The organism is Bacillus sp. MYb209 (assembly GCF_002975175.1).
Lineage (GTDB): Bacteria > Bacillota > Bacilli > Bacillales > Bacillaceae_G > Bacillus_A.
The window spans coordinates 1-21,881 of sequence record NZ_PCNZ01000035.1 but is presented as its reverse complement, the minus strand read 5'-3'; the positions used below and the strand labels follow the sequence as shown (position 1 = coordinate 21,881).

Sequence of the window (21,881 nt, the reverse complement as noted above, 5' to 3'; positions counted from 1 at the left end):
GCCCATAATGGGCAAGGAGCAATTAATTATATAGTAATTACTCACGAGTTTAGATTATATCATAGTAAGTTAGATGAATCAACTAACCGATAAATAAAAAGCTTGGCAAACATATCATATATTTGCCAAGTTCATATCTTTATTTTTCCTAGGAAATATCGTTATTACACATTAAAACGGAAGTGCATAACATCTCCGTCTTTTACGATATACTCTTTTCCTTCTAAACGTACTTTACCAGCTTCTTTTGCAGCTGTCATAGAGCCATTTGTCATTAAATCAGCATAAGAAACTGTTTCCGCACGAATAAATCCACGCTCAAAGTCCGTATGAATAACACCAGCACATTGTGGTGCTTTCATACCTTGTTTAAACGTCCATGCACGTACTTCTTGCACACCAGCTGTGAAGTAAGTAGCAAGTCCTAACAAGTCATATGCAGCACGAATTAATTGATCTAAACCAGATTCTTCAATACCTAGTTCTTCAAGGAATACTTTCTTCTCTTCCTCATCTAACTCAGCAATTTCTGATTCGATTTTTGCACATACAACAATTACTTGTGAATTTTCATTTGCTGCAAATTCTTTTACCATTTGTACATATTTATTTTCAGAAGGATCCATAATATCATCTTCACTTACGTTTGCTACGTATAGCATTTCTTTCGTTGTAAGTAAATGAAGGCCTTTAACAATCTTCATTTGCTCTTCTGTAAATTCAACAGTACGAGCTGGTTTTCCCTCTTCAAAAGCTTCTTTTAAACGAACTAAAATTTCATGCTCATATACAGCTTCTTTATCTTTTTGTCTTGCTAACTTCGCAACTCGTTCGATACGTTTATCAACAGATTCCAAATCCGCTAAGATTAGCTCTAAGTTGATTGTTTCAATGTCATCAATTGGATCTACTTTTCCTGAAACGTGCGTAATATTTTCATCTTCAAAACAACGAACAACTTGGCAAATTGCATCTACTTGACGAATGTGAGATAAGAATTTATTTCCTAACCCTTCACCTTTACTCGCACCTTTTACGATACCTGCGATATCAGTAAATTCGAATACAGTCGGAACAGTTTTTTTCGGTTCTACTAATTCCGTTAATTTATTTAAACGCTCATCAGGTACTTCTACAATCCCTACGTTTGGATCGATTGTACAGAATGGATAGTTCGCAGATTCTGCTCCTGCTTGTGTAATTGCATTAAATAAAGTGGACTTCCCTACGTTAGGTAATCCAACAATCCCAGCCGTTAATCCCATATTTTTCACTCCTATGTCTCAATCTTTCATCATTATAGATAGTAACGAAAAAAATGACAAGTTTCCACCAAATGAAAAAAAGCAACGGCTGTCTACCGCAGCCGTTGCTTTTTCACTATTCTTCATGCTTCACAAGTATTTTTTTCACCTTGCGATCAAACTCTCTTCGAGGAATCATTACCGAATGGTCACACCCCTCGCACTTAACGCGGATATCCATTCCCATACGAATAATCTTCCAGCGATTTTCACCGCATGGATGGGCTTTCTTCATTTCCACAACATCGTACAAGTTATATTGCTTTTGCTCCATTCTCTAAATCCCTCCCACTATTAAATTGCTTTTTCACTAACTAATTCTTCGCGACTATATAAAACCATACGTGGGTATGGAATTTCAATCCCATGTAAATCAAGACGATTTTTAATCTCTTTGCGAAGAGCCCTCGCAATAACTGCATGCTGCATCGGCTCAACTTCAGCAATAACACGTAATACAACTTCAGACGCTGCCAATGTTTGAACACCTAGCAATTGAGGTGTTGTTACCATTTTCTCATATTTTTCTGGTAATTCCACTAATAAATCTTCAATAACTTGCTCCGCTCGTACTATATCACTTTCATAAGAAATAGATACATCAACAAATGCTACACTATTACTAACGGAAAAGTTCGTTACTTGTACAATACTACCATTTGGTATTATATGAATTTCACCTGTCCAGCTTTTCATCTTCGTTGTGCGCAGTCCGATTTCCAAAACAGTTCCTTCAAATTGACCTATTCTTACATAATCACCTACTGAAAATTGATCCTCTAACAAAATAAATAATCCTGTAATAACATCTTTAACTAAACTTTGTGCACCAAAACCGACTGCTAAACCAATTACCCCAGCACCGGCTAATAGACCTGACGCATTAATATCAAACACACCCAAAATCGCAATTAACATAATGAACATAACAACGTATGCCACAATATTTTCAAGCAACTTCGCTACCGTAACTGTACGACGTTCTGAAATTTGAATCGGCGAACGGCTTCCCATACGAAACGCATTTCGTACAATTGCTCTTGCAACTCGCACAACGATTGCACCAAGTATTAAAATAACGATTATTTTTAGTGATTTCACACCTATATTCGTCCAATCAACGGACTCAAACCATTTCAACGCTAAATCCATGTCCCTCTACCTCTCCAGCTAAAATTTCTTTTTAGTTATCCTTATTATTGTATCAGAACTCTCTCTGATTTCTGAAAAAAATTTATGACTTTAATTCCATTTGTTAACTTCCATTCAGGTATAAAATGAAACGAATATATATATACTAGTACTATTATTTCCGTTTTCATTCACAGTTTGCAAAAAGTATGCACTTATAATTTTCCATTTCACACACCATATAACATATTGTGAAAATTTATTAAAAGGATGGGTTCTTCATGAATATTAGAAGTTTTCGCTTACCTTTTTTTGAAAAAGAAACTCAAAATGTTATGCATCATGACTTAGAAGCCTCCGAGACAATCAGTAATTTCTTACTTTCCCATATTCCCATTAAGACTAATATGCCACTCATTCTTGTTTGTATCGGAACGGACCGTTCTACCGGTGATGCACTTGGTCCATTAGTTGGCACTAAACTAGAACAAATTGAAATCAAAAACCTTCAAGTATTCGGCACACTAGACGAACCAATACATGCACTAAATTTAGAAGAAAAAATTCAAAATATTCAGGAAGAAAACCCTGCTTCATTTATTATTGCTGTTGATGCATGTTTAGGAAAATCTCAAAGTATCGGTTCTATAACTACCGGAAAGGGCCCCAGTAAACCTGGAGCTGCGATGAATAAGAACTTACCTGAAATTGGTGATTTGCACATTCATGGCATCGTAAATTTAAATGGTTTCATGGAGTTTTTCGTGCTTCAAAATACAAGACTAAGTTTAGTCATGAAGATGGCTGATGTAATTGCACAAAGTATAAAAGAAACAGACCAAAAATTATCTGCATTAAAAAAAGCAAACCATCTATAAACAATAAGATGGTTTGCTTTTTAATTTCCCTTTGATAATAATTCTAAAATTCGATTTAAATCTTCTTTATTAAAAAATTCGATTTCGATTTTACCTTTTTCTTTTTTCGTTTCTTTGATCTTTACATCCGTACCAAACTTTTCTCTTAAAAACGTTTCACGCTCTACAAAAAATATATTTCTTTCTTTTTTCACTTGTTGTGTTTCACGTGAAACACGTTGATTAATTTCCTGAACAATTTGTTCCAATTGGCGAACATTCAGTCCTTCTTTTTCAATTCGCTTCAATAAAGATTTCAACTGTTCTTCATCTTTTATTGTAAGTAAAGTTCTTCCATGAGCCATTGAAAGCTGACCGTTTGCAATCATATCTTGAACGAATGAAGGGAGGCTTAACAATCGAGTATAATTTGCGATATAAGGTCTGCTTTTACCAAGACGTTTTGCTAATTGTTCTTGTGTTACATTTAGCTCGTTCATTAACATCTGATATGCCATTGCCTCTTCCATAGGATTTAAATCTTCTCGTTGTAAGTTTTCAAGCAAAGCAAATTCCATCATTTGCTGCTCATTTAATTGCCTTACGACAGCAGGCACTTTCTCAAGTCCGGCCTCTTTAGCAGCACGATATCTTCTTTCACCTGCAACTATTTCATATCCTTTAATACTCTTTCGAGCAATTAACGGTTGCAATATACCGTGCTCTTTAATAGAAGCCGCTAATTCCTGAATCGCTTCTTTATTGAAATGTTTACGTGGTTGATATGGATTCGGCCTTAATTCAGTTACTATAATCTCCTGAATTGTTTCTTCTTCTTTCACATCTAAATCTGGAAAAAACACATTGATTCCTCTTCCTAATCCCTTAGCCACCTGCAATCACTTCCTCTGCTAAATCTAAATATACTTCTGCTCCTCTTGATTTAGCGTCATACTGCATAATTGGTTTTCCATGACTTGGTGCCTCACTTAAGCGAACATTACGAGGAATAATCGAACGATATACTTTATCCCTAAAGTATTTTTTCACTTCATCTATAACTTGAATTCCTAAATTTGTACGAGCATCCAACATCGTTAACAATACACCTTGAATTGCTAAATTTTTATTTAAATGCTTTTGCACAAGTCGAACTGTATTTAATAGCTGACTTAACCCTTCCAGCGCGTAATATTCACACTGTACAGGAATAATAACAGAATCTGCTGCTGTTAATGCATTAATCGTTAATAATCCTAAGGATGGGGGACAGTCAATAATAATATACTCATATTCATCACGAATTGGTTGTAATGCTCTTTGCAAGCGTACTTCCCGGGAAATGGTTGGTACCAATTCAATTTCAGCACCAGCCAATTGAATTGTAGCGGGTAGAACATCTAAGTTTTCAGTTGCGGTTTTCCGTATAACGCCTTGAACATCTGCATCTTCTACAAGAACATTATAAATACATTGATCTAATTCAGACTTTTCAATTCCTACACCAGTCGTTGCATTTCCTTGAGCATCAATATCTACGAGAAGGACTTTTTTTCCTACTTGTGCCAATCCAGCCCCTAAATTAACGGATGTTGTTGTTTTTCCAACACCGCCTTTTTGATTAGCAATAGCAATGATTTTTCCCATGATGTCACCTACTTTCAACCTTTCTTTCTTATTCTAGAAACAATTACGTTTATTGTAACATGAAATAAAAGTTTTTCTTTTACGTCCTTATTAAACTTCAAAATTTATTTCTAAACTCCTTCTTGCTTTAACAAGAAAATATAGTAAAAGAGACCTCTCCAATAGGATAAGGTCTCTAGCACGTAACTATTTTTTCTTCGGAATTTTAATCGTAATTTGATAGTATTCATCAAACTCTTCTTCCGCAGAATTAACATTCAAACCACTGTTAGTAACCATTTGTAATGATTGTCTAATTGTGTTCATAGCAATTCTCGCATCTCGACTTACTGCTTTTTGCTTCGCTTTGCGCTTTGGTTTTACTTCTTCTAGTAACTTTGCAATTCGCTCTTCTGTTTGCTTTACATTCAATTGCTTCTCCACAATCTCTTGTAAAACCTTCAGTTGTAATTCCTCATTTTTCAAAGGAATAAGGGCGCGAGCATGCCGTTCTGTAATACTTTTTTCTAATAATTTACTTTTGATTTCTTCAGGCAACTTTAATAATCGCAATTTATTTGCGACTGTCGATTGTCCTTTTCCAAGTCGTTGTGCCAATGCTTCTTGTGTTAAATTATGTAACTCAATCAGCTTTTGATATGCCACAGCTTCCTCAATTGCTGTTAATTCCTCACGTTGCAAATTTTCAATTAACGCTACAGAAGCTGTCTCAGTATCATTTAAATTCTTTATTATTGCAGGAACTTTTTCCCACCCTAACTTTGTTGCTGCGCGGAAACGCCTTTCCCCGGCAATAATCTCGTACTTATCATCCTCATACTGTCTCACAACAATCGGCTGGATAAGCCCATGTGTACGGATCGTTAACGCTAGCTCATCAATACGTGCATCGTCAAAAACTGTTCGTGGTTGATAACGGTTAGGGGTAATGTTTACTATCGGAATTTCCTGTATTTCTTCATATACCTTTTTATCTATTTCTTCATGGCTTTCGTCTTGTAATTCGAATTCGCTCTCTTTATCTCCAAAGCCAAATAAACGAGAAAACGTATTTTTCATACATATTCCACCACCTTTTAGGCCTATTGACTATTCTACATAAAATGTTTCCTATGAAACATTTACGCTTTCATTTATATAATTTAATCTTACGTCTAATAAGATTTATTTTTCAATAGGTAATTTATTGGGCGTTCCCGGTTTGCGTGGATATTTCTTTGGTGTCTTGCGCTTTTTCTCGATTAATAAAATGTTACGCTCACTTTCTTCAAACGGTAATTGGAACGTAGACATTTCTTTTAATTCTCCGCCAAGTACCTCTAAAGCATATTTGCCATTTTCGATTTCTTCGTTCGCCGCTGCACCTTTCATTGCAATGAATGTTCCCCCTACTTTTACAAGTGGCAAACATAGCTCACTTAATACAGAAAGACGTGCAACTGCACGTGCCATTACAATATCGTATGCTTCACGTACACCTTCTTTTTTTCCAAATGTTTCAGCACGATCATGACAAAATGCAACATCACTTAATTCTAACTTTTGCGCTAAGTTATTTAAGAAATTAATACGTTTTTGTAATGAATCCACAATCGTTACTTTTAAGTGTGGGAAACAGATCTTTAAAGGGATACTTGGGAATCCGGCTCCGGCTCCAACATCACAAATAGAAAATGGTTTCGAAAAATCATAATAAAAAGCCGCTGTAACAGAATCAAAAAAGTGTTTTAAGTATACTTCTTCTTTCTCCGTAATAGCCGTTAAGTTCATTTTTTCATTCCACTCTACTAACGTTTCAAAGTAGATTTTGAACTGCTCTAACTGTCTAGAAGAGAGGGAAATACCCTTCTCTTCTAGCATAGATTGAAATTGTTCTATGTTCATCTAGCAATATCTCCTTACTATGTTATTGGTTCGATACTCGTGCAATTTTTCCTTGTTCAATGTAAATAAGCAAAATGGAAACATCAGCTGGATTTACGCCAGAAATACGTGAAGCTTGCCCCATCGAAAGCGGACGAACATCTTTCAATTTCTGTCTAGCTTCTGATGCAAGTCCAGAAATCGCATCATAATCAATATTTACAGGGATTTTTTTGTTTTCCATTTTCTTCATACGTTCTACTTGCTGTAAAGATTTCTCGATATATCCTTCGTACTTAATCTGAATTTCAACTTGTTCTGTAATTTCATCATTTAATTCTAATTCACTTGGTACTAAAAGATGAATATGCTCATATGTCATCTCTGGACGACGTAATAAATCACTTGCACGTATTCCATCTTTCAATTCGCTTCCACCAATACTACGAATTAATTCTTGAACTTCAGGACGCGGTTTAATAAAAATACTCTCTAACCGTTCCTTTTCCTGATCAATTTGTAGTTTTTTATTTGTAAATCTCTCATAACGATCTTCTTTAATTAAACCAATTTCACGCCCAACCTCAGTTAGACGAAGATCTGCATTATCATGGCGTAATAATAAACGATATTCTGCACGAGACGTTAATAAACGGTATGGTTCATTTGTACCTTTTGTTACAAGATCATCAATTAAGACACCAATATATGCATCAGCGCGACCTAAAATAACTTCTTTTTTACCTAAAGAACGACACGCTGCATTAATTCCAGCCATAAGCCCTTGTCCTGCCGCTTCTTCGTAACCAGAAGTTCCATTAATTTGTCCTGCTGTATATAAATTTTTAATTTTTTTCGTTTCAAGTGTTGGCCATAGCTGAGTTGGTACAATTGCATCATATTCAATTGCATAACCCGTACGCATCATTTCAACATTTTCCAGGCCAGGAATTGTTCTAAGCATTGCACGCTGTACATCTTCTGGTAAGCTCGTCGATAAGCCTTGTACATATACTTCTTGCGTATTACGTCCTTCTGGCTCTAAGAAAATTTGATGACGTGGTTTATCATTAAATCTTACTACCTTGTCTTCAATTGAAGGGCAATATCTAGGCCCTGTTCCTTTAATCATACCAGAATACATAGCTGAGCGATGTAAGTTTTCATCTATTAAACGATGTGTTTCTGTACTTGTATACGTTAACCAACATGGAATTTGATCCATAATAAATTTTGTCGTTTCAAAAGAGAAAGCACGTGGCTTATCATCACCTGGTTGAATTTCTGTTTTACTATAATCAATCGTATTACTGTTTACACGCGGAGGTGTACCTGTTTTAAATCTAACAAGATCAAAACCAAGTTCCTCTAAGTGTTCAGATAATGTAATAGATGGTTGCTGATTATTTGGACCACTTGAATATTTTAAATCTCCCATAATAATCTCACCACGTAAAAATGTTCCAGTTGTAATTACAACTGTTTTCGCTGTGTATTCAGCACCAGCTTGTGTAATTACCCCTTTACATACACCATCTTCAACAATTAAACGCTCTACCAGACCTTGAAACAACGTTAAGTTTGGTGTTTCTTCAATTGTTTTCTTTAACTCATGCTGGTAAGAGAATTTATCAGCCTGTGCACGAAGCGCGCGTACAGCTGGTCCTTTACCCGTATTTAACATACGCATTTGAATATGTGTTTTATCAATATTGCGTCCCATTTCTCCGCCTAATGCATCAATTTCACGAACAACAATCCCTTTTGCTGGTCCACCAACAGAAGGGTTGCATGGCATGAACGCTACCATATCTAAGTTAATTGTTAACATTAATGTTTTTGAGCCCATTCGTGCTGCCGCAAGACCAGCTTCACATCCTGCATGGCCTGCACCGATTACTATGACATCGTATGAACCGGCATTGTATCCCATTGTTTATTCCTCCTAATAACCTCTATCTTACTAAAGCATCTCTGATTAAAGTTTCACTTTATTTTCCTAAACAAAATTGAGAGAACAATTGGTCAATTAAGCTTTCATGGACAGTATCACCAGTAATTTCACCAAGTATTTCCCACGTTCTTGTTAAATCAATTTGAACCATATCAATCGGAACACTATTTTCTATCGCTTCAATTGCATCATTAATTGTTTTTCCTGCTTGGGTTAATAATCCGATATGTCTCGCATTAGACACGTATGTCATATCCGCAGAATCAATTGTTCCTTCAAAGAATAAATCAGCTATTGCCTTTTCAAGCTCATCTATTCCTTGCTCCTCAATTAAAGATGTTGTAATAACACGATTGCCTACCGCTAAATCTGTAACACGTTCCATATCAATTTCTTGCGGTAAATCTGTCTTATTTACAATGACAATGAAATCTTTTCCTTGTACGGCACGGAATAGATCCTCATCTTCATTTGTTAAAGCCTCGCTATAGTTCACTACAATTAACACTAAGTCTGCTTGGCTCATCATTTCTTTCGAACGCTCTACACCAATTCGTTCAACAACATCTTCCGTTTCACGAATTCCGGCTGTATCTATAAGTTTAAGTGGTACACCACGCACATTAACGTACTCTTCAATAACATCACGAGTTGTTCCTGCAATATCAGTTACAATTGCCTTTTTCTCCTGAACAAGACTATTTAATAGCGATGATTTCCCAACGTTAGGTCTACCGATAATCGCGGTAGAAATCCCTTCACGTAAAATCTTTCCTTGCTTCGATGTTTCTAATATCTTTTTAATTTCAGCACGGACATGTGTAGCCTTCTCAATTAAAATATTATGCGTCATCTCTTCTACATCATCATATTCCGGGTAATCTATATTCACCTCAATATGAGCTAATATTTCTAATATTTCTTGACGCAGACGGCCGATTAATTTAGATAATCTTCCTTCCATTTGGTTAATCGCTACGTTCATAGCACGATCTGTTTTCGCACGGATTAAGTCCATAACAGCTTCTGCCTGTGACAAATCAATACGTCCATTTAAAAAAGCACGTTTTGTAAATTCACCAGGCTCTGCCAGTCGTACTCCTTGTGCTAAAATAAGCTGTAATACTTTATTTACCGAAACAAGTCCACCATGACAGTTAATTTCTACTATATTTTCACGCGTAAAAGTCCTTGGTGCACGCATAATGGACACCATAACCTCTTCAATAACTTGATTTGTATCTAAATCGACAATATGACCATAATGAATTGTATGGGAAGAAACCTGTGTTAAATCCTTCCCTTTAAAAATACGATCGACTTTCTCAATCGCATCATCCCCACTTACTCGAACAATGGCAATTGCACCCTCCCCAAGTGCTGTGGAAATTGCGGCAATTGTATCAAATTCCATGTCCTTTCACCTCACTTGCTTATTTATCTCTATTTCAACATGAATTTTTTCCGTCACTAAATTATTAGGATACCATAACGAACCTATCTACAAAAGAATAATAACTCATTTTATTATGTCCTTATGTAAAAAGCACTAAACTTATTCACAGTGGATAAGTTTAGTGTTTTTTAGTTATCCACATTTATTTTCTCCTCAAAAAAACCGGCACTCAATTGAGTAACCGGTCACTTGGAAGATATTACAACATACCGATGTGGTTCTTTCCCTTCAGAAGTTGTAATAATATTTTGATGATTAGATAATGCTTGATGAATAATTTTTCGTTCGAAAGAAGGCATTGGTTCTAGAACAACTCTTTTTTTCGTACTCACTACTTGTTTTGCTAATCGATAAGAAAGAGATTCTAACGTATTTTTTCTTTTACTACGATAGTTTTCAGCATCCAGTGTAATACCAATATATTGCTTTGTATTACGATTCGCAACAAGTTTTGTTAAATACTGTAAAGAATTCAACGTATTACCTCTTTTACCAATTAAAATACCGATATTTTCACCAGAAATTGTAAATTCAACTTCGCGTCCTTTTACAATTTTTCTAATCTCAACTTCCACACCCATATTTTGAATAACATTTTTTAAATATTCTTCACATTCTTGGATTGGATCTTTTTTCAATACAACTTCTACTGCAGCGGGACGATTCCCAAATAAACCTAGGAATCCCCTCTTACCCTCATCGATAATATTTATATCTACTCGATCTTTCGAAGCATTTAATTGTCTTAAAGCATCTTGTACTGCCAGCTCGACTGTTTGTCCTTTAGCAGTAATTATACTCACTTGCTTGATCCTCCTGCCTTACTAGCCTTAATTTCAGGCCCTTTGATCATATACATTTGAGCGATACCAAAGATATTACCAACTACCCAGTACAATGATAGTGCTGCTGGGAAGTTAATTGCAAAGACTAAAATCATAATTGGCATAAGCCAAATCATCATTGCCATTTGCGGATTTTGTCCAGCCGTTCCTGCCATTGCAAGCTTTTGCTGAATAAAAGTCGTAATAGCCGCAACAATTGGAAGGATATAGTAAGGATCTGCCTGTCCTAAATCAAACCATAAAAATGTATGTTTACTAATTTCTGCCGTTCTCATAATCGCATGATAAAAAGCAAATAGGATAGGCATCTGAACAAATATTGGTAAACATCCTGCTAATGGATTTACTCCATTTTTTTGATACAACTGCATCATTTCTTGTTGTAATTTTTGTTGTGTTGCTTGATCTTTTGAGCTGTACTTTTCTTTTAATCTCACCATTTCTGGTTGTAACGCCTGCATTGCTTTCGTACTCTTCGTTTGTTTAATCATTAATGGTAATAATGCAAAACGAATGATAAGAGTTGTAACAACGATTGCTAAACCGTAATTACTACCAAATAAATTTGCAAAATACGTGATTAACTGAGAAAGCGGGTATACGAAATATTCATTCCAAATCCCAGTGCTTTTCGGTGTAATCGGCTGATTTGTTTCACTACAGCCGGTAGCAATTGCCATTAACATAATAACCATGGCTAATAAACCTATTTTCTTTTTCAAAGCCTGCTCCTCCTTGTTTCGGTATGTATATAGTGTAATTCATTTCCTTACGCTACTTTTTATTCTTTTCATACCAGAGCGTTTAAAGACATGAATTAAGCTTTTCTTTAACTCTTCATATGTCATCTCTGCACAAGGGTTCCTTGCTATTATAACAAAATCTTTTCCAGAATCTATCTCATCTTTTAATTCTATAATCGATTGGCGAATCATACGCTTAATTCGATTACGAACTACTGCATTTCCTATTTTCTTACTAACAGAAAGACCAATGCGAAAATGCGGCTGTTTTTCTTTATCTAATTTGTATACAACAAACTGGCGATTGGCATTCGATTGTCCTTTTTGGAAAACAGCCTGGAATTCATCATTCTTTTTTATACGATTTTTTTTCTTCATATCAATTGACACTCCTGTATTTCATCAGCGGAAACTCATTATTATTAGAAAAAAAGACCACTGAACGATCAGTGGTCTACGCAGATAATACTTTTCTTCCTTTACGACGACGAGCTGCTAGCACTTTACGTCCGTTTGCTGTGCTCATACGGCTGCGGAAACCATGTACTTTGCTGCGCTTACGTTTATTTGGTTGGTAAGTTCTTTTCATTATATGACACCTCCCTGAGGAATATCTGTTAAAGACAGTCTAATAAATTATAGTAAATCAAATAGGAAAATGTCAATGGTTCTCGAAATTTTCATCAAATATTCATTTTTAACCTATTCACACACTTTTTCACAGTCCCTATATTTCCTTGTGGATAAATATTTTTTCTCTTTTTTTGTCCACAAACTCTTTTTTTACTTTTACACAGTATATCGTATTGTGGACAAGTTTATTCCACAAGGTATTGATTTTGTGGATAACTTTCTTAAATTCATTGCTATAGCTGCTTTTTTTTGATATTATAGTTGTGTTTTCACTTTGAATAAGTTTTTCACACCTTTATTTTATCCACAATTTGTGTATAACATGTGGATAGTTTAAATCACATGTGGGTAAATAGTTGTCCACATTTGTTTTTTTGTCGAAAACTCTATCTCGGATACTAACGACGTTTTTATATTTTAAAATACGTTTCGTATAAATATGCATTGAAAATATTTATAGGTTGTACAATTGTTGCGCAACCTTATTCTTTTACCATCTTTGTAAAGGAGGGACACCTTTGGAAAATATCTCTGATTTATGGAATAGTGCCTTAAAAGAATTAGAAAAAAAGGTAAGCAAGCCAAGTTATGAAACCTGGTTAAAATCAACAACTGCTCATAACTTGAAAAAAGATGTATTAACTATTACAGCTCCAAATGAATTTGCTCGTGACTGGCTAGAATCTCATTATTCGGAACTAATCTCCGAAACACTTTATGATTTAACAGGTGCAAAACTAGCTATTCGTTTTATCATTCCCCAAAGTCAGGCAGAAGAGGACATAGATCTCCCTTCTGTTAAGCAAAAACACGCACATGATGAGTCTAATCACTTACCACAGAGCATGTTAAACCCAAAATATACATTTGATACATTTGTTATTGGCTCTGGTAATCGTTTTGCACATGCTGCTTCTTTAGCTGTAGCTGAGGCACCAGCTAAAGCCTATAATCCGCTCTTTATTTACGGGGGCGTTGGACTTGGAAAAACACATTTAATGCACGCAATTGGGCATTATGTAATTGAACACAACCCGAATGCAAAAGTTGTATATTTATCATCTGAAAAATTTACAAATGAATTTATTAACTCAATTCGTGATAATAAAGCTGTCGATTTTCGTAATAAATATCGTAATGTAGATGTCTTATTGATAGATGATATTCAATTTCTTGCTGGAAAAGAACAAACACAGGAAGAGTTTTTCCATACATTTAATGCGTTACATGAAGAAAGTAAACAAATTGTGATTTCAAGCGATAGACCCCCAAAAGAAATCCCAACTTTAGAAGATCGCCTTCGTTCTCGCTTTGAATGGGGGTTAATTACGGACATTACACCACCAGATCTAGAAACTAGAATCGCAATTTTACGTAAAAAAGCAAAAGCAGAAGGTCTTGATATACCAAATGAAGTTATGCTTTATATCGCAAATCAAATCGATTCAAACATTCGTGAACTAGAAGGTGCACTTATTCGAGTTGTAGCTTATTCATCTTTAATTAATAAAGATATGAATGCTGATTTAGCGGCTGAAGCGCTTAAAAATATTATTCCAAACTCTATACCTAGAATTATTGCTATTTCTGATATTCAAAAGGCTGTTGGAGGCGTCTATCAAGTAAAGTTAGAAGATTTCAAAGCAAAAAAACGGACAAAATCCGTTGCATTCCCTCGCCAAATTGCGATGTATTTATCACGTGAACTTACGGACTCATCTTTGCCAAAAATAGGTGAAGAATTTGGTGGCCGCGATCATACAACAGTAATCCATGCTCACGAAAAAATTTCGAAGCTATTAAAAACGGATACTCAATTACAGAAACACGTTGAAGAAATTAAGGATATTTTAAAATAGTAGTAGCTGAATAGTGTGAATAACTTAGCTTATTTTACGCACAGTCTATCCACATATAGATAGACTGTTTTTACATCTTTAAACAGGGTTATCCACATATCCACAAGCCCTATTACTATTACTACTACTTTTTTATCTTTATTAAATAAATAAAATCTTATACTTACCGGAGGTTTTTCGTTATGCGTTTTACAATACAAAAAGACTATCTTGTAAGAAGCGTACAAGATGTAATGAAGGCAGTTTCTTCTCGTACAACAATTCCAATTCTTACAGGAATTAAAGTTGTAGCAACTGAAGAAGGAGTTACCTTAACAGGTAGTGATGCAGACATCTCTATCGAATCATTTATCCCAGTCGAAGATGCTGGAAAAGAAATTGTTGAAATCGAACAATCAGGAAGTATTGTTTTACAAGCAAAATATTTTAGTGAGATCGTAAAAAAATTGCCTAAAGAAATTGTTGAAATTTCTGTGGAAAATCATTTTATGACAAAAATAAAATCTGGAAAATCAGAGTTTAATTTAAATGGTTTAGATTCTGCTGAATATCCGTTATTGCCACAGATTGAAGAACATCATGTATTTAAGATTCCAACAGATTTACTTAAACACATGATCAGGCAAACTGTATTTGCAGTTTCAACTTCTGAAACAAGGCCGATCTTGACAGGTGTAAACTGGAAAGTATATAACAGCGAATTAACTTGCATTGCAACAGATAGTCACAGGCTAGCACTTCGTAAAGCAAAAATCGAAGGGTATAATATTGCCGATGAATTTCAAGCGAATGTCGTTATTCCTGGTAAGAGCTTAAGTGAATTAAGTAAAATTCTAGATGAATCTGAAGAAATGGTAGATATCGTTATTACGGAGTATCAAGTATTATTCCGTACAAAACATTTATTATTCTTCTCAAGATTGTTAGAAGGGAATTATCCAGATACAACGCGTTTAATTCCAGCCGAGAGTAAGACTGATATCTTTGTAAATACAAAAGAATTTTTACAAGCAATTGATCGTGCGTCGCTATTAGCAAGAGACGGTCGTAACAACGTTGTTAAATTATCAACATTAGAACAACAGATGTTAGAGATTTCTTCGAATGCACCAGAAATCGGAAAAGTAGTAGAAGAGGTTCAATGTGAAAATGTAGATGGAGAAGAATTAAAAATATCTTTTAGTGCAAAATATATGATGGACGCATTAAAAGCTTTAGACAGTACAGAAATTAAAGTTAGTTTTACTGGAGCGATGAGACCGTTTTTAATTCGCACAGTGAATGATGATTCCATCATTCAATTAATTTTACCGGTACGTACTTACTAAGTAAGGGCTGAGGGTTGCTAGTGTAAAGGTACTAGTGACCCTTATTTGATTTGTAGGGTATTACTTTCCTAATGCTAGTTTATTTAGTACAATGAAAGAATGAACACTTTCAGAAAGTGAGCGATTTTATGAAACTTATTAAGATTTCAACAGAATACATTACACTAGGACAATTTTTAAAGTTAGCTGATGTAATTGATACAGGTGGCGCTGTGAAATGGTTCTTACAAGAATATGAAGTATACGTGAATCAAGAACTTGAAAATAGAAGAGGCCGAAAGCTATATGCAAATGATATTGTTGAAATTCCGGGAAGCGGAACTTTCCAAGTTCAGGCATAAAGGGGGATCCCTTTGTTTATTACAGAAATACAATTAAAAAACTATCGCAATTATGAGCATTTAGAGCTTTCCTTTGAGGATAAAGTCAATGTAATTATTGGTGAAAATGCGCAAGGGAAAACGAATCTAATGGAAGCTATTTATGTATTGGCGATGGCGAAATCCCATAGAACTTCGAACGATCGTGAACTCATTCGTTGGGATGAGGATTATGGTAATATAAAAGGTAGATTACAAAGGCGAAATAGTTCTTTATCCTTAGAATTAAACATTTCAAAAAAAGGTAAAAAGGCAAAGTTAAATCAGTTAGAACAGCAAAAATTGAGCCAGTATATTGGTGAAATGAATGTTGTTATGTTTGCCCCAGAAGATTTAAACCTTGTAAAAGGAAGCCCTCAAGTACGAAGACGCTTTTTAGATATGGAACTTGGACAAATAGCTCCTGTCTATTTGTATGAATTAAGTCAATATCAAAAGGTACTCATGCAACGAAATCATTTACTTAAGAAGATGCAAGGGAATAGTAAAAATGAGGAAACGATGTTGGATGTATTTACACTTCAACTTATTGAGCATGGTGCGAAAATTTTGCGAAAACGTTTTGAGTTTTTGCATTTACTACAAGAATGGGCTGCTCCAATTCACCGGGGAATTAGCAGAGGATTAGAGGAGTTAGAAATCATCTATAAACCAAGTGTAGATGTATCAGAATCAATGGATTTGTCGAAAATAAAAGAAGTATACTATGAAAGTTTTCAATCTGTGAAACAACGTGAAATTTTCCGTGGTACAACTTTAATTGGTCCTCATCGTGATGATTTACAATTCTTCGTTAATGGTAAAAATGTTCAGGTCTTTGGTTCACAAGGGCAACAACGAACAACCGCACTGTCCCTAAAATTAGCTGAAATTGAATTAATTTATTCAGAGGTTAAGGAATATCCAATCCTTTTATTAGATGATGTGTTATCAGAACTAGATGATTATCGTCAATCACATCTTTTAAATACAATTCAAGGAAAAGTACAAACATTTGTGACCACGACGAGTGTCGACGGAATTGAACACGAAACATTGAAAGAAGCGAAAACAATTCATGTAACGAACGGCACGGTAGATTGTGAAATAGACAGAAAATAATTTCTGTTTAAATGGAAAAGTAGGTGATCTTTGTGTCAATGGAACAAAAACAAATGCAGGAAAACGCATATGATGAAAGTCAGATTCAGGTGTTAGAAGGACTGGAGGCAGTTCGAAAGCGTCCTGGTATGTATATCGGTTCTACAAGTGGAAAAGGTCTTCATCATCTTGTATGGGAAATTGTTGATAACAGTATTGACGAAGCTTTAGCAGGATATTGTGATGAAATTAATGTCAGTATTGAAGAAGATAATAGTATTGTTGTAACAGATGACGGCCGTGGTATTCCTGTAGGTATACAAGAAAAAATGGGACGTCCTGCTGTAGAAGTTATTATGACGGTACTCCATGCTGGTGGTAAATTTGGCGGTGGCGGTTATAAAGTTTCTGGTGGTTTGCATGGTGTTGGTGCATCTGTTGTAAATGCTTTATCAACAGAATTAGAGGTATTTGTACATCGAGATGGAAAAATACACTATCAAAAATATGAACGTGGGATCCCGGCTGCGGATTTAAAAGTAATAGGTGAAACCGATCATACAGGAACGATCACACGCTTTAAGCCAGATGCAGAAATTTTTACAGAGACGACAGAATACGAATTTGATACATTAGCTACTCGTATGCGTGAGTTGGCGTTTTTAAATCGTAATATTAAATTAACAATTGAAGATAAGCGTGAACATAAGCAAAAGAAAGAATTCCATTACGAAGGTGGAATTAAATCTTATGTGGAACATTTAAATCGTTCAAAACAACCAATCCATGAAGAGCCTGTATATGTTGAAGGTTCAAAAGATGGAATTCAGGTTGAAGTTGCGCTTCAATATAACGAAGGATATACAAATCATATTTACTCATTTACAAATAATATTCATACGTATGAAGGTGGTACACATGAGGTAGGATTTAAAACTGCCCTAACACGTGTAATCAACGATTATGGTCGTAAAAATAACATTTTAAAAGATGCGGATAGTAATTTAACTGGTGAAGATGTTCGTGAAGGCTTAACAGCAATCGTATCAATTAAACATCCAAATCCACAATTTGAAGGGCAAACGAAGACGAAACTTGGAAATAGTGAAGCGAGAACGATTACAGAATCTGTATTCTCAGAGGCCTTTGAAAAGTTCTTACTGGAAAACCCCAATGTTGCACGTAAAATTATAGATAAAGGGACTATGGCAGCGCGCGCGCGCGTAGCCGCTAAAAAGGCTCGTGAATTGACACGTAGAAAGAGTGCGTTAGAAGTTTCGAGTTTACCAGGTAAATTAGCGGATTGTTCTTCGAAAGATCCAGCAATCAGTGAAATTTACATCGTAGAGGGTGACTCTGCCGGCGGATCTGCGAAACAAGGGCGTGACCGTCATTTTCAAGCGATTTTACCACTTAAAGGTAAAATTATTAACGTTGAAAAGGCGCGATTAGATAAAATTTTATCTAATGATGAAGTGCGTACAATTATTACAGCAATCGGTACAAATATTGGTGGGGATTTCGATATTGAGAAGGCCCGTTATCATAAAATTATTATTATGACAGATGCGGACGTGGATGGTGCACATATTCGTACCCTATTATTAACGTTCTTCTATCGTTATATGCGTCAAATAATTGAGTGTGGTTATATATATATTGCGCAACCACCATTGTTTAAAGTACAGCAAGGTAAAAAAATTCAATATGCTTACAATAATAAAGAACTTGAAAAAATACTAGCTGAATTACCAACTCAACCTAAGCCTGGGATTCAGCGTTATAAAGGTTTAGGGGAAATGAATCCAACCCAGCTGTGGGAGACGACAATGGACCCAGAAGTACGTTCGTTACTTCAAGTTTCCCTTCAAGATGCAATTGAAGCGGATGAAACATTTGAAATTTTAATGGGTGATAAAGTAGAGCCGCGTCGTAACTTTATCCAAGAAAATGCAAAATACGTGAAAAACCTTGATATTTAAGTGAGTAATGACAGGAATCTAAGTATTCCTGTCTTCTACATATAAATCAATGTATGTGTAACGGAAATGTAAGAGGAGGTGCTCGTTGATGTCAGACAATCAACAACAAGCACGAATTCGAGAAATTAATATTAGCCATGAAATGCGTACCTCATTTTTAGATTACGCAATGAGTGTTATCGTATCTCGTGCATTACCAGATGTTCGTGATGGATTAAAACCAGTTCATCGTAGGGTTTTATATGCGATGAATGATTTAGGAATTACAGCTGATAAAGCATATAAGAAGTCGGCACGTATTGTCGGCGAAGTAATTGGTAAGTATCACCCGCACGGTGATTCAGCTGTTTATGAAACAATGGTACGTATGGCGCAAGATTTTAGTCAACGTTACATGCTTGTTGATGGACATGGTAATTTCGGTTCTGTTGATGGAGATTCAGCTGCAGCAATGCGTTATACAGAAGCAAGAATGTCTAAGATTTCTATGGAATTAATACGTGATATTACAAAGAATACAATTGATTATCAAGATAACTACGATGGTTCTGAAAGGGAACCAGTTGTATTACCAGCGCGTTTCCCTAACTTATTAGTAAATGGTACAACGGGTATTGCGGTAGGTATGGCAACAAATATTCCACCGCATCAACTTGGAGAAGTAATTGATGGTGTGTTGGCATTAAGTCATAACCCAGATATCACTATCGCGGAATTAATGGAATATATTCCCGGGCCAGACTTCCCAACATCAGGTTTAATCTTAGGGCGAAGTGGAATTCGAAGAGCTTACGAAACGGGTCGCGGTTCTATTATACTTCGTGCTAAAGTTGAAATTGAAGAGAGAGCAAATGGTAAACAATCTATTATCGTAACAGAACTACCTTATCAAGTTAATAAGGCGCGATTAATTGAAAAGATTGCAGAATTAGTTCGTGATAAGAAAATTGAAGGCATTACAGATTTACGCGATGAATCGGATCGAAATGGTATGCGTATTGTTATGGAAGTACGTCGTGATGCCAATGCCAATGTACTATTAAATAATCTATATAAACATACAGCACTTCAAACAAGTTTCGGTATTAATATGTTGTCTCTAGTAAATGGAGAGCCACAAGTCCTAAATTTAAAACAAAATCTATATTATTATTTAGAGCATCAAAAGGTAGTAATTCGTAGACGTACTGCTTATGAATTAGAGAAAGCAGAAGCGCGTGCTCATATTTTAGAGGGATTACGAATTGCTTTAGATCATCTTGATGAAGTTATTACTTTAATCCGTAGTTCCAAAACAGCTGATATTGCAAAACAAGGTTTAATGGAACGTTTCGGCTTAAGTGAGAAACAAGCGCAAGCGATTTTAGATATGCGTTTGCAACGTTTAACCGGATTAGAACGTGAAAAAATTGAACAAGAATATCAAGACTTAATGAAGCTAATTGCAGAGTTAAAAGCAATTTTAGCAGACGAAGAAAAAGTTCTTGAAATTATTCGCGAGGAATTAGCTGAAGTAAAAGAACGTTTTAATGATAAGAGAAGAACAGAAATTACAATTGGCGGTATGGAAGCTATAGAGGATGAAGATTTAATCCCAGAACAAAATATCGCAATTACACTTACTCATAATGGTTATATTAAGAGGTTACCGGCTTCTACGTACAAAACACAGAACCGTGGGGGACGTGGTGTACAAGGAATGGGTACGAATGATGATGACTTTGTTGAACATTTATTAACAACGTCTACTCATGATCATATTTTATTCTTCACAAACAAGGGTAAAGTATACCGTACAAAAGGATATGAAATTCCAGAGTATAGTCGTACAGCAAAAGGCATACCGATTATTAATCTATTAGGGGTAGATAAGGGTGAGTGGATCAACGCTATTATTCCAATTCGTGAATTTGGTGACGACCAGTTCTTATTCTTTACAACGAAACAAGGTATTTCTAAGAGAACGCCGCTCTCATCATTTGCAAATATACGTACGAACGGTTTAATTGCAATTTCGCTTCGTGAAGAAGATGAATTAATTTCTGTACGTTTAACATCTGGTGATAAAGATATTATCGTAGGGACCAGCAATGGTATGTTAATTCGCTTCAATGAACAGGATGTACGTTCTATGGGCCGTAATGCAGCTGGTGTAAAAGCTATTACACTAGGCGAAGAGGACCAAGTAGTAGGTATGGAAATTGTTGAAGAGGATACGAATGTCTTAATCGTAACGAAGAACGGGTATGGTAAGCGTACGCCGGTTGAAGAGTATCGACTACAGAGTCGTGGTGGTAAAGGTCTGAAGACTTGTAACATTACAGACAAGAACGGTAAATTAGTAGCGGTTAAGTCTGTAACAGGTGAAGAAGACATTATGTTAATTACAGTAGCGGGTGTTATTATTCGTATGCCAGTTGATCAAATCTCTCAAATGGGGCGTAATACACAAGGTGTTCGTCTAATTCGATTAGGGGATGAGCAAGAGGTAGCGACAGTAGCAAAAGCACAAAAGGATGAAGAAGAAGAAATTAGCGAAGAGGTTTCTTCTGAAGAATAAGAGTGGGGATTTCTCCCCCTCTTATTTTTTTATAATAATACTTGCATAGAAATAGGGAAGCGTATATAATAGGCAGAGTCAGCAAATGAGAGATACAAGTTATCGAAAAAAACTTGTTGACGAAAATAATATACTATGATATATTATGAAAGTCGCTGAAACGCGATGTTGAACTTTGAAAACTAAACGAAACAAACAACGTGAAACGTCAATTTTTATTTTTAGATGCTAGACAAACTAACTTTATTGGAGAGTTTGA

20 protein-coding genes are annotated in these 21,881 nt (G+C 35.5%); 7 read left to right on the top strand and 13 right to left on the bottom strand.

Annotated features, from left to right (window positions below; translation table 11 throughout):
- Nucleotides 1-164 precede the first annotated feature (164 nt).
- The 3 genes from ychF to CQZ94_RS26815 form a co-directional block, all read right to left on the bottom strand.
- Nucleotides 165-1,265, bottom strand: coding sequence for a redox-regulated ATPase YchF (ychF, locus tag CQZ94_RS26825; RefSeq protein ID WP_098889019.1), 1,101 nt, complete (start codon nucleotides 1,263-1,265; stop codon nucleotides 165-167).
- Nucleotides 1,266-1,380: 115 nt separating this feature from the next.
- A complete protein-coding gene (locus tag CQZ94_RS26820; protein ID WP_000436054.1) occupies nucleotides 1,381-1,578 on the bottom strand; it encodes a DUF951 domain-containing protein in 198 nt (65 codons plus the stop codon).
- A 20-nt stretch (nucleotides 1,579-1,598) separates the two neighbouring features.
- The gene (locus CQZ94_RS26815) at nucleotides 1,599-2,456 is read right to left on the bottom strand and encodes a mechanosensitive ion channel family protein (protein WP_105587941.1); all 858 of its coding nucleotides are present in this window, start codon (nucleotides 2,454-2,456) and stop codon (nucleotides 1,599-1,601) included.
- A 260-nt stretch (nucleotides 2,457-2,716) separates the two neighbouring features.
- Between CQZ94_RS26815 and yyaC the strand changes: the two genes are divergently transcribed.
- Nucleotides 2,717-3,313 (top strand): spore protease YyaC, encoded by a 597-nt coding sequence (yyaC, locus tag CQZ94_RS26810; protein WP_105587940.1) that lies wholly within the window; start codon nucleotides 2,717-2,719, stop codon nucleotides 3,311-3,313.
- 20 nt (nucleotides 3,314-3,333) lie between these two features.
- On the opposite strand, the gene spo0J is transcribed toward yyaC, so the two are convergent.
- The 10 genes from spo0J to rpmH all read right to left on the bottom strand — a co-directional run bounded on the left by spo0J (nucleotide 3,334) and on the right by rpmH (nucleotide 12,389).
- Nucleotides 3,334-4,185: a stage 0 sporulation protein Spo0J gene (gene spo0J, locus CQZ94_RS26805; protein WP_171902578.1), complete on the bottom strand. Its 852-nt coding sequence runs from the start codon at nucleotides 4,183-4,185 to the stop codon at nucleotides 3,334-3,336.
- Nucleotides 4,178-4,939, bottom strand: a complete 762-nt coding sequence (soj, locus tag CQZ94_RS26800) for a sporulation initiation inhibitor protein Soj (protein ID WP_002113231.1) — start codon at nucleotides 4,937-4,939, stop codon at nucleotides 4,178-4,180. Before soj ends, spo0J begins: the two co-directional genes overlap by 8 nt.
- Before the next feature lie 186 nt (nucleotides 4,940-5,125).
- Nucleotides 5,126-5,998 (bottom strand): nucleoid occlusion protein, encoded by an 873-nt coding sequence (gene noc / locus CQZ94_RS26795; protein WP_105587939.1) that lies wholly within the window; start codon nucleotides 5,996-5,998, stop codon nucleotides 5,126-5,128.
- A gap of 105 nt (nucleotides 5,999-6,103) precedes the next feature.
- Entirely contained in the window at nucleotides 6,104-6,823 is a 720-nt protein-coding gene (rsmG, locus tag CQZ94_RS26790; protein ID WP_105587938.1) for a 16S rRNA (guanine(527)-N(7))-methyltransferase RsmG, read from the bottom strand.
- Nucleotides 6,824-6,845: 22 nt separating this feature from the next.
- A complete protein-coding gene (gene mnmG / locus CQZ94_RS26785; RefSeq protein WP_105587937.1) occupies nucleotides 6,846-8,735 on the bottom strand; it encodes a tRNA uridine-5-carboxymethylaminomethyl(34) synthesis enzyme MnmG in 1,890 nt (629 codons plus the stop codon).
- 58 nt (nucleotides 8,736-8,793) lie between these two features.
- The gene (mnmE, locus tag CQZ94_RS26780; protein ID WP_105587936.1) at nucleotides 8,794-10,170 is read right to left on the bottom strand and encodes a tRNA uridine-5-carboxymethylaminomethyl(34) synthesis GTPase MnmE; all 1,377 of its coding nucleotides are present in this window, start codon (nucleotides 10,168-10,170) and stop codon (nucleotides 8,794-8,796) included.
- A 227-nt stretch (nucleotides 10,171-10,397) separates the two neighbouring features.
- The gene (gene jag, locus CQZ94_RS26775; RefSeq protein WP_105587935.1) at nucleotides 10,398-11,015 is read right to left on the bottom strand and encodes an RNA-binding cell elongation regulator Jag/EloR; all 618 of its coding nucleotides are present in this window, start codon (nucleotides 11,013-11,015) and stop codon (nucleotides 10,398-10,400) included.
- Nucleotides 11,012-11,779: a YidC family membrane integrase SpoIIIJ gene (spoIIIJ, locus tag CQZ94_RS26770; RefSeq protein WP_105587934.1), complete on the bottom strand. Its 768-nt coding sequence runs from the start codon at nucleotides 11,777-11,779 to the stop codon at nucleotides 11,012-11,014. The genes jag and spoIIIJ overlap by 4 nt, the downstream gene beginning before the upstream one ends.
- A gap of 39 nt (nucleotides 11,780-11,818) precedes the next feature.
- Entirely contained in the window at nucleotides 11,819-12,178 is a 360-nt protein-coding gene (gene rnpA / locus CQZ94_RS26765; RefSeq protein ID WP_105587933.1) for a ribonuclease P protein component, read from the bottom strand.
- A 76-nt stretch (nucleotides 12,179-12,254) separates the two neighbouring features.
- Nucleotides 12,255-12,389 (bottom strand): 50S ribosomal protein L34, encoded by a 135-nt coding sequence (rpmH, locus tag CQZ94_RS26760; protein WP_000831901.1) that lies wholly within the window; start codon nucleotides 12,387-12,389, stop codon nucleotides 12,255-12,257.
- Between the two features lie 562 nt (nucleotides 12,390-12,951).
- Here rpmH and dnaA point away from each other — a divergent pair.
- From dnaA to gyrA, 6 genes are all read left to right on the top strand, one after another.
- On the top strand, nucleotides 12,952-14,292 hold the full coding sequence (gene dnaA / locus CQZ94_RS26755) for a chromosomal replication initiator protein DnaA (RefSeq protein ID WP_105587932.1): 1,341 nt from the start codon (nucleotides 12,952-12,954) through the stop codon (nucleotides 14,290-14,292).
- Nucleotides 14,293-14,474: 182 nt separating this feature from the next.
- Entirely contained in the window at nucleotides 14,475-15,620 is a 1,146-nt protein-coding gene (dnaN, locus tag CQZ94_RS26750) for a DNA polymerase III subunit beta (RefSeq protein WP_105587931.1), read from the top strand.
- Between the two features lie 128 nt (nucleotides 15,621-15,748).
- Nucleotides 15,749-15,961: a S4 domain-containing protein YaaA gene (gene yaaA, locus CQZ94_RS26745; protein WP_002016484.1), complete on the top strand. Its 213-nt coding sequence runs from the start codon at nucleotides 15,749-15,751 to the stop codon at nucleotides 15,959-15,961.
- A gap of 12 nt (nucleotides 15,962-15,973) precedes the next feature.
- Complete coding sequence (recF, locus tag CQZ94_RS26740) at nucleotides 15,974-17,101, top strand: DNA replication/repair protein RecF (protein ID WP_105587930.1); 1,128 nt, start codon at nucleotides 15,974-15,976, stop codon at nucleotides 17,099-17,101.
- 38 nt (nucleotides 17,102-17,139) lie between these two features.
- Nucleotides 17,140-19,062 carry a DNA topoisomerase (ATP-hydrolyzing) subunit B gene (gene gyrB / locus CQZ94_RS26735; RefSeq protein WP_105587929.1) on the top strand — a complete coding sequence of 641 codons (1,923 nt, stop codon included), beginning with the start codon at nucleotides 17,140-17,142 and terminating at the stop codon, nucleotides 19,060-19,062.
- Between the two features lie 88 nt (nucleotides 19,063-19,150).
- Nucleotides 19,151-21,622, top strand: coding sequence for a DNA gyrase subunit A (gene gyrA / locus CQZ94_RS26730; protein ID WP_105587928.1), 2,472 nt, complete (start codon nucleotides 19,151-19,153; stop codon nucleotides 21,620-21,622).
- The last annotated feature ends 259 nt before the right edge of the window (nucleotides 21,623-21,881 follow it).

Bases quoted from the DNA above. Each gene is read 5' to 3' on its own strand.
- mnmG (WP_105587937.1), bottom strand. From the start codon at position 8,735: ATGGGATACAATGCCGGTTCATACGATGTCATAGTAATCGGTGCAGGC.
- gyrA (WP_105587928.1), top strand. From the start codon at position 19,151: ATGTCAGACAATCAACAACAAGCACGAATTCGAGAAATTAATATTAGC.
- rpmH (WP_000831901.1), bottom strand. From the start codon at position 12,389: ATGAAAAGAACTTACCAACCAAATAAACGTAAGCGCAGCAAAGTACAT.
- soj (WP_002113231.1), bottom strand. From the start codon at position 4,939: ATGGGAAAAATCATTGCTATTGCTAATCAAAAAGGCGGTGTTGGAAAA.
- dnaN (WP_105587931.1), top strand. From the start codon at position 14,475: ATGCGTTTTACAATACAAAAAGACTATCTTGTAAGAAGCGTACAAGAT.
- ychF (WP_098889019.1), bottom strand. From the start codon at position 1,265: ATGGGATTAACGGCTGGGATTGTTGGATTACCTAACGTAGGGAAGTCC.
- rnpA (WP_105587933.1), bottom strand. From the start codon at position 12,178: ATGAAGAAAAAAAATCGTATAAAAAAGAATGATGAATTCCAGGCTGTT.
- noc (WP_105587939.1), bottom strand. From the start codon at position 5,998: ATGAAAAATACGTTTTCTCGTTTATTTGGCTTTGGAGATAAAGAGAGC.
- CQZ94_RS26820 (WP_000436054.1), bottom strand. From the start codon at position 1,578: ATGGAGCAAAAGCAATATAACTTGTACGATGTTGTGGAAATGAAGAAA.
- yaaA (WP_002016484.1), top strand. From the start codon at position 15,749: ATGAAACTTATTAAGATTTCAACAGAATACATTACACTAGGACAATTT.
- CQZ94_RS26815 (WP_105587941.1), bottom strand. From the start codon at position 2,456: ATGGATTTAGCGTTGAAATGGTTTGAGTCCGTTGATTGGACGAATATA.
- mnmE (WP_105587936.1), bottom strand. From the start codon at position 10,170: ATGGAATTTGATACAATTGCCGCAATTTCCACAGCACTTGGGGAGGGT.
- rsmG (WP_105587938.1), bottom strand. From the start codon at position 6,823: ATGAACATAGAACAATTTCAATCTATGCTAGAAGAGAAGGGTATTTCC.
- yyaC (WP_105587940.1), top strand. From the start codon at position 2,717: ATGAATATTAGAAGTTTTCGCTTACCTTTTTTTGAAAAAGAAACTCAA.
- gyrB (WP_105587929.1), top strand. From the start codon at position 17,140: ATGGAACAAAAACAAATGCAGGAAAACGCATATGATGAAAGTCAGATT.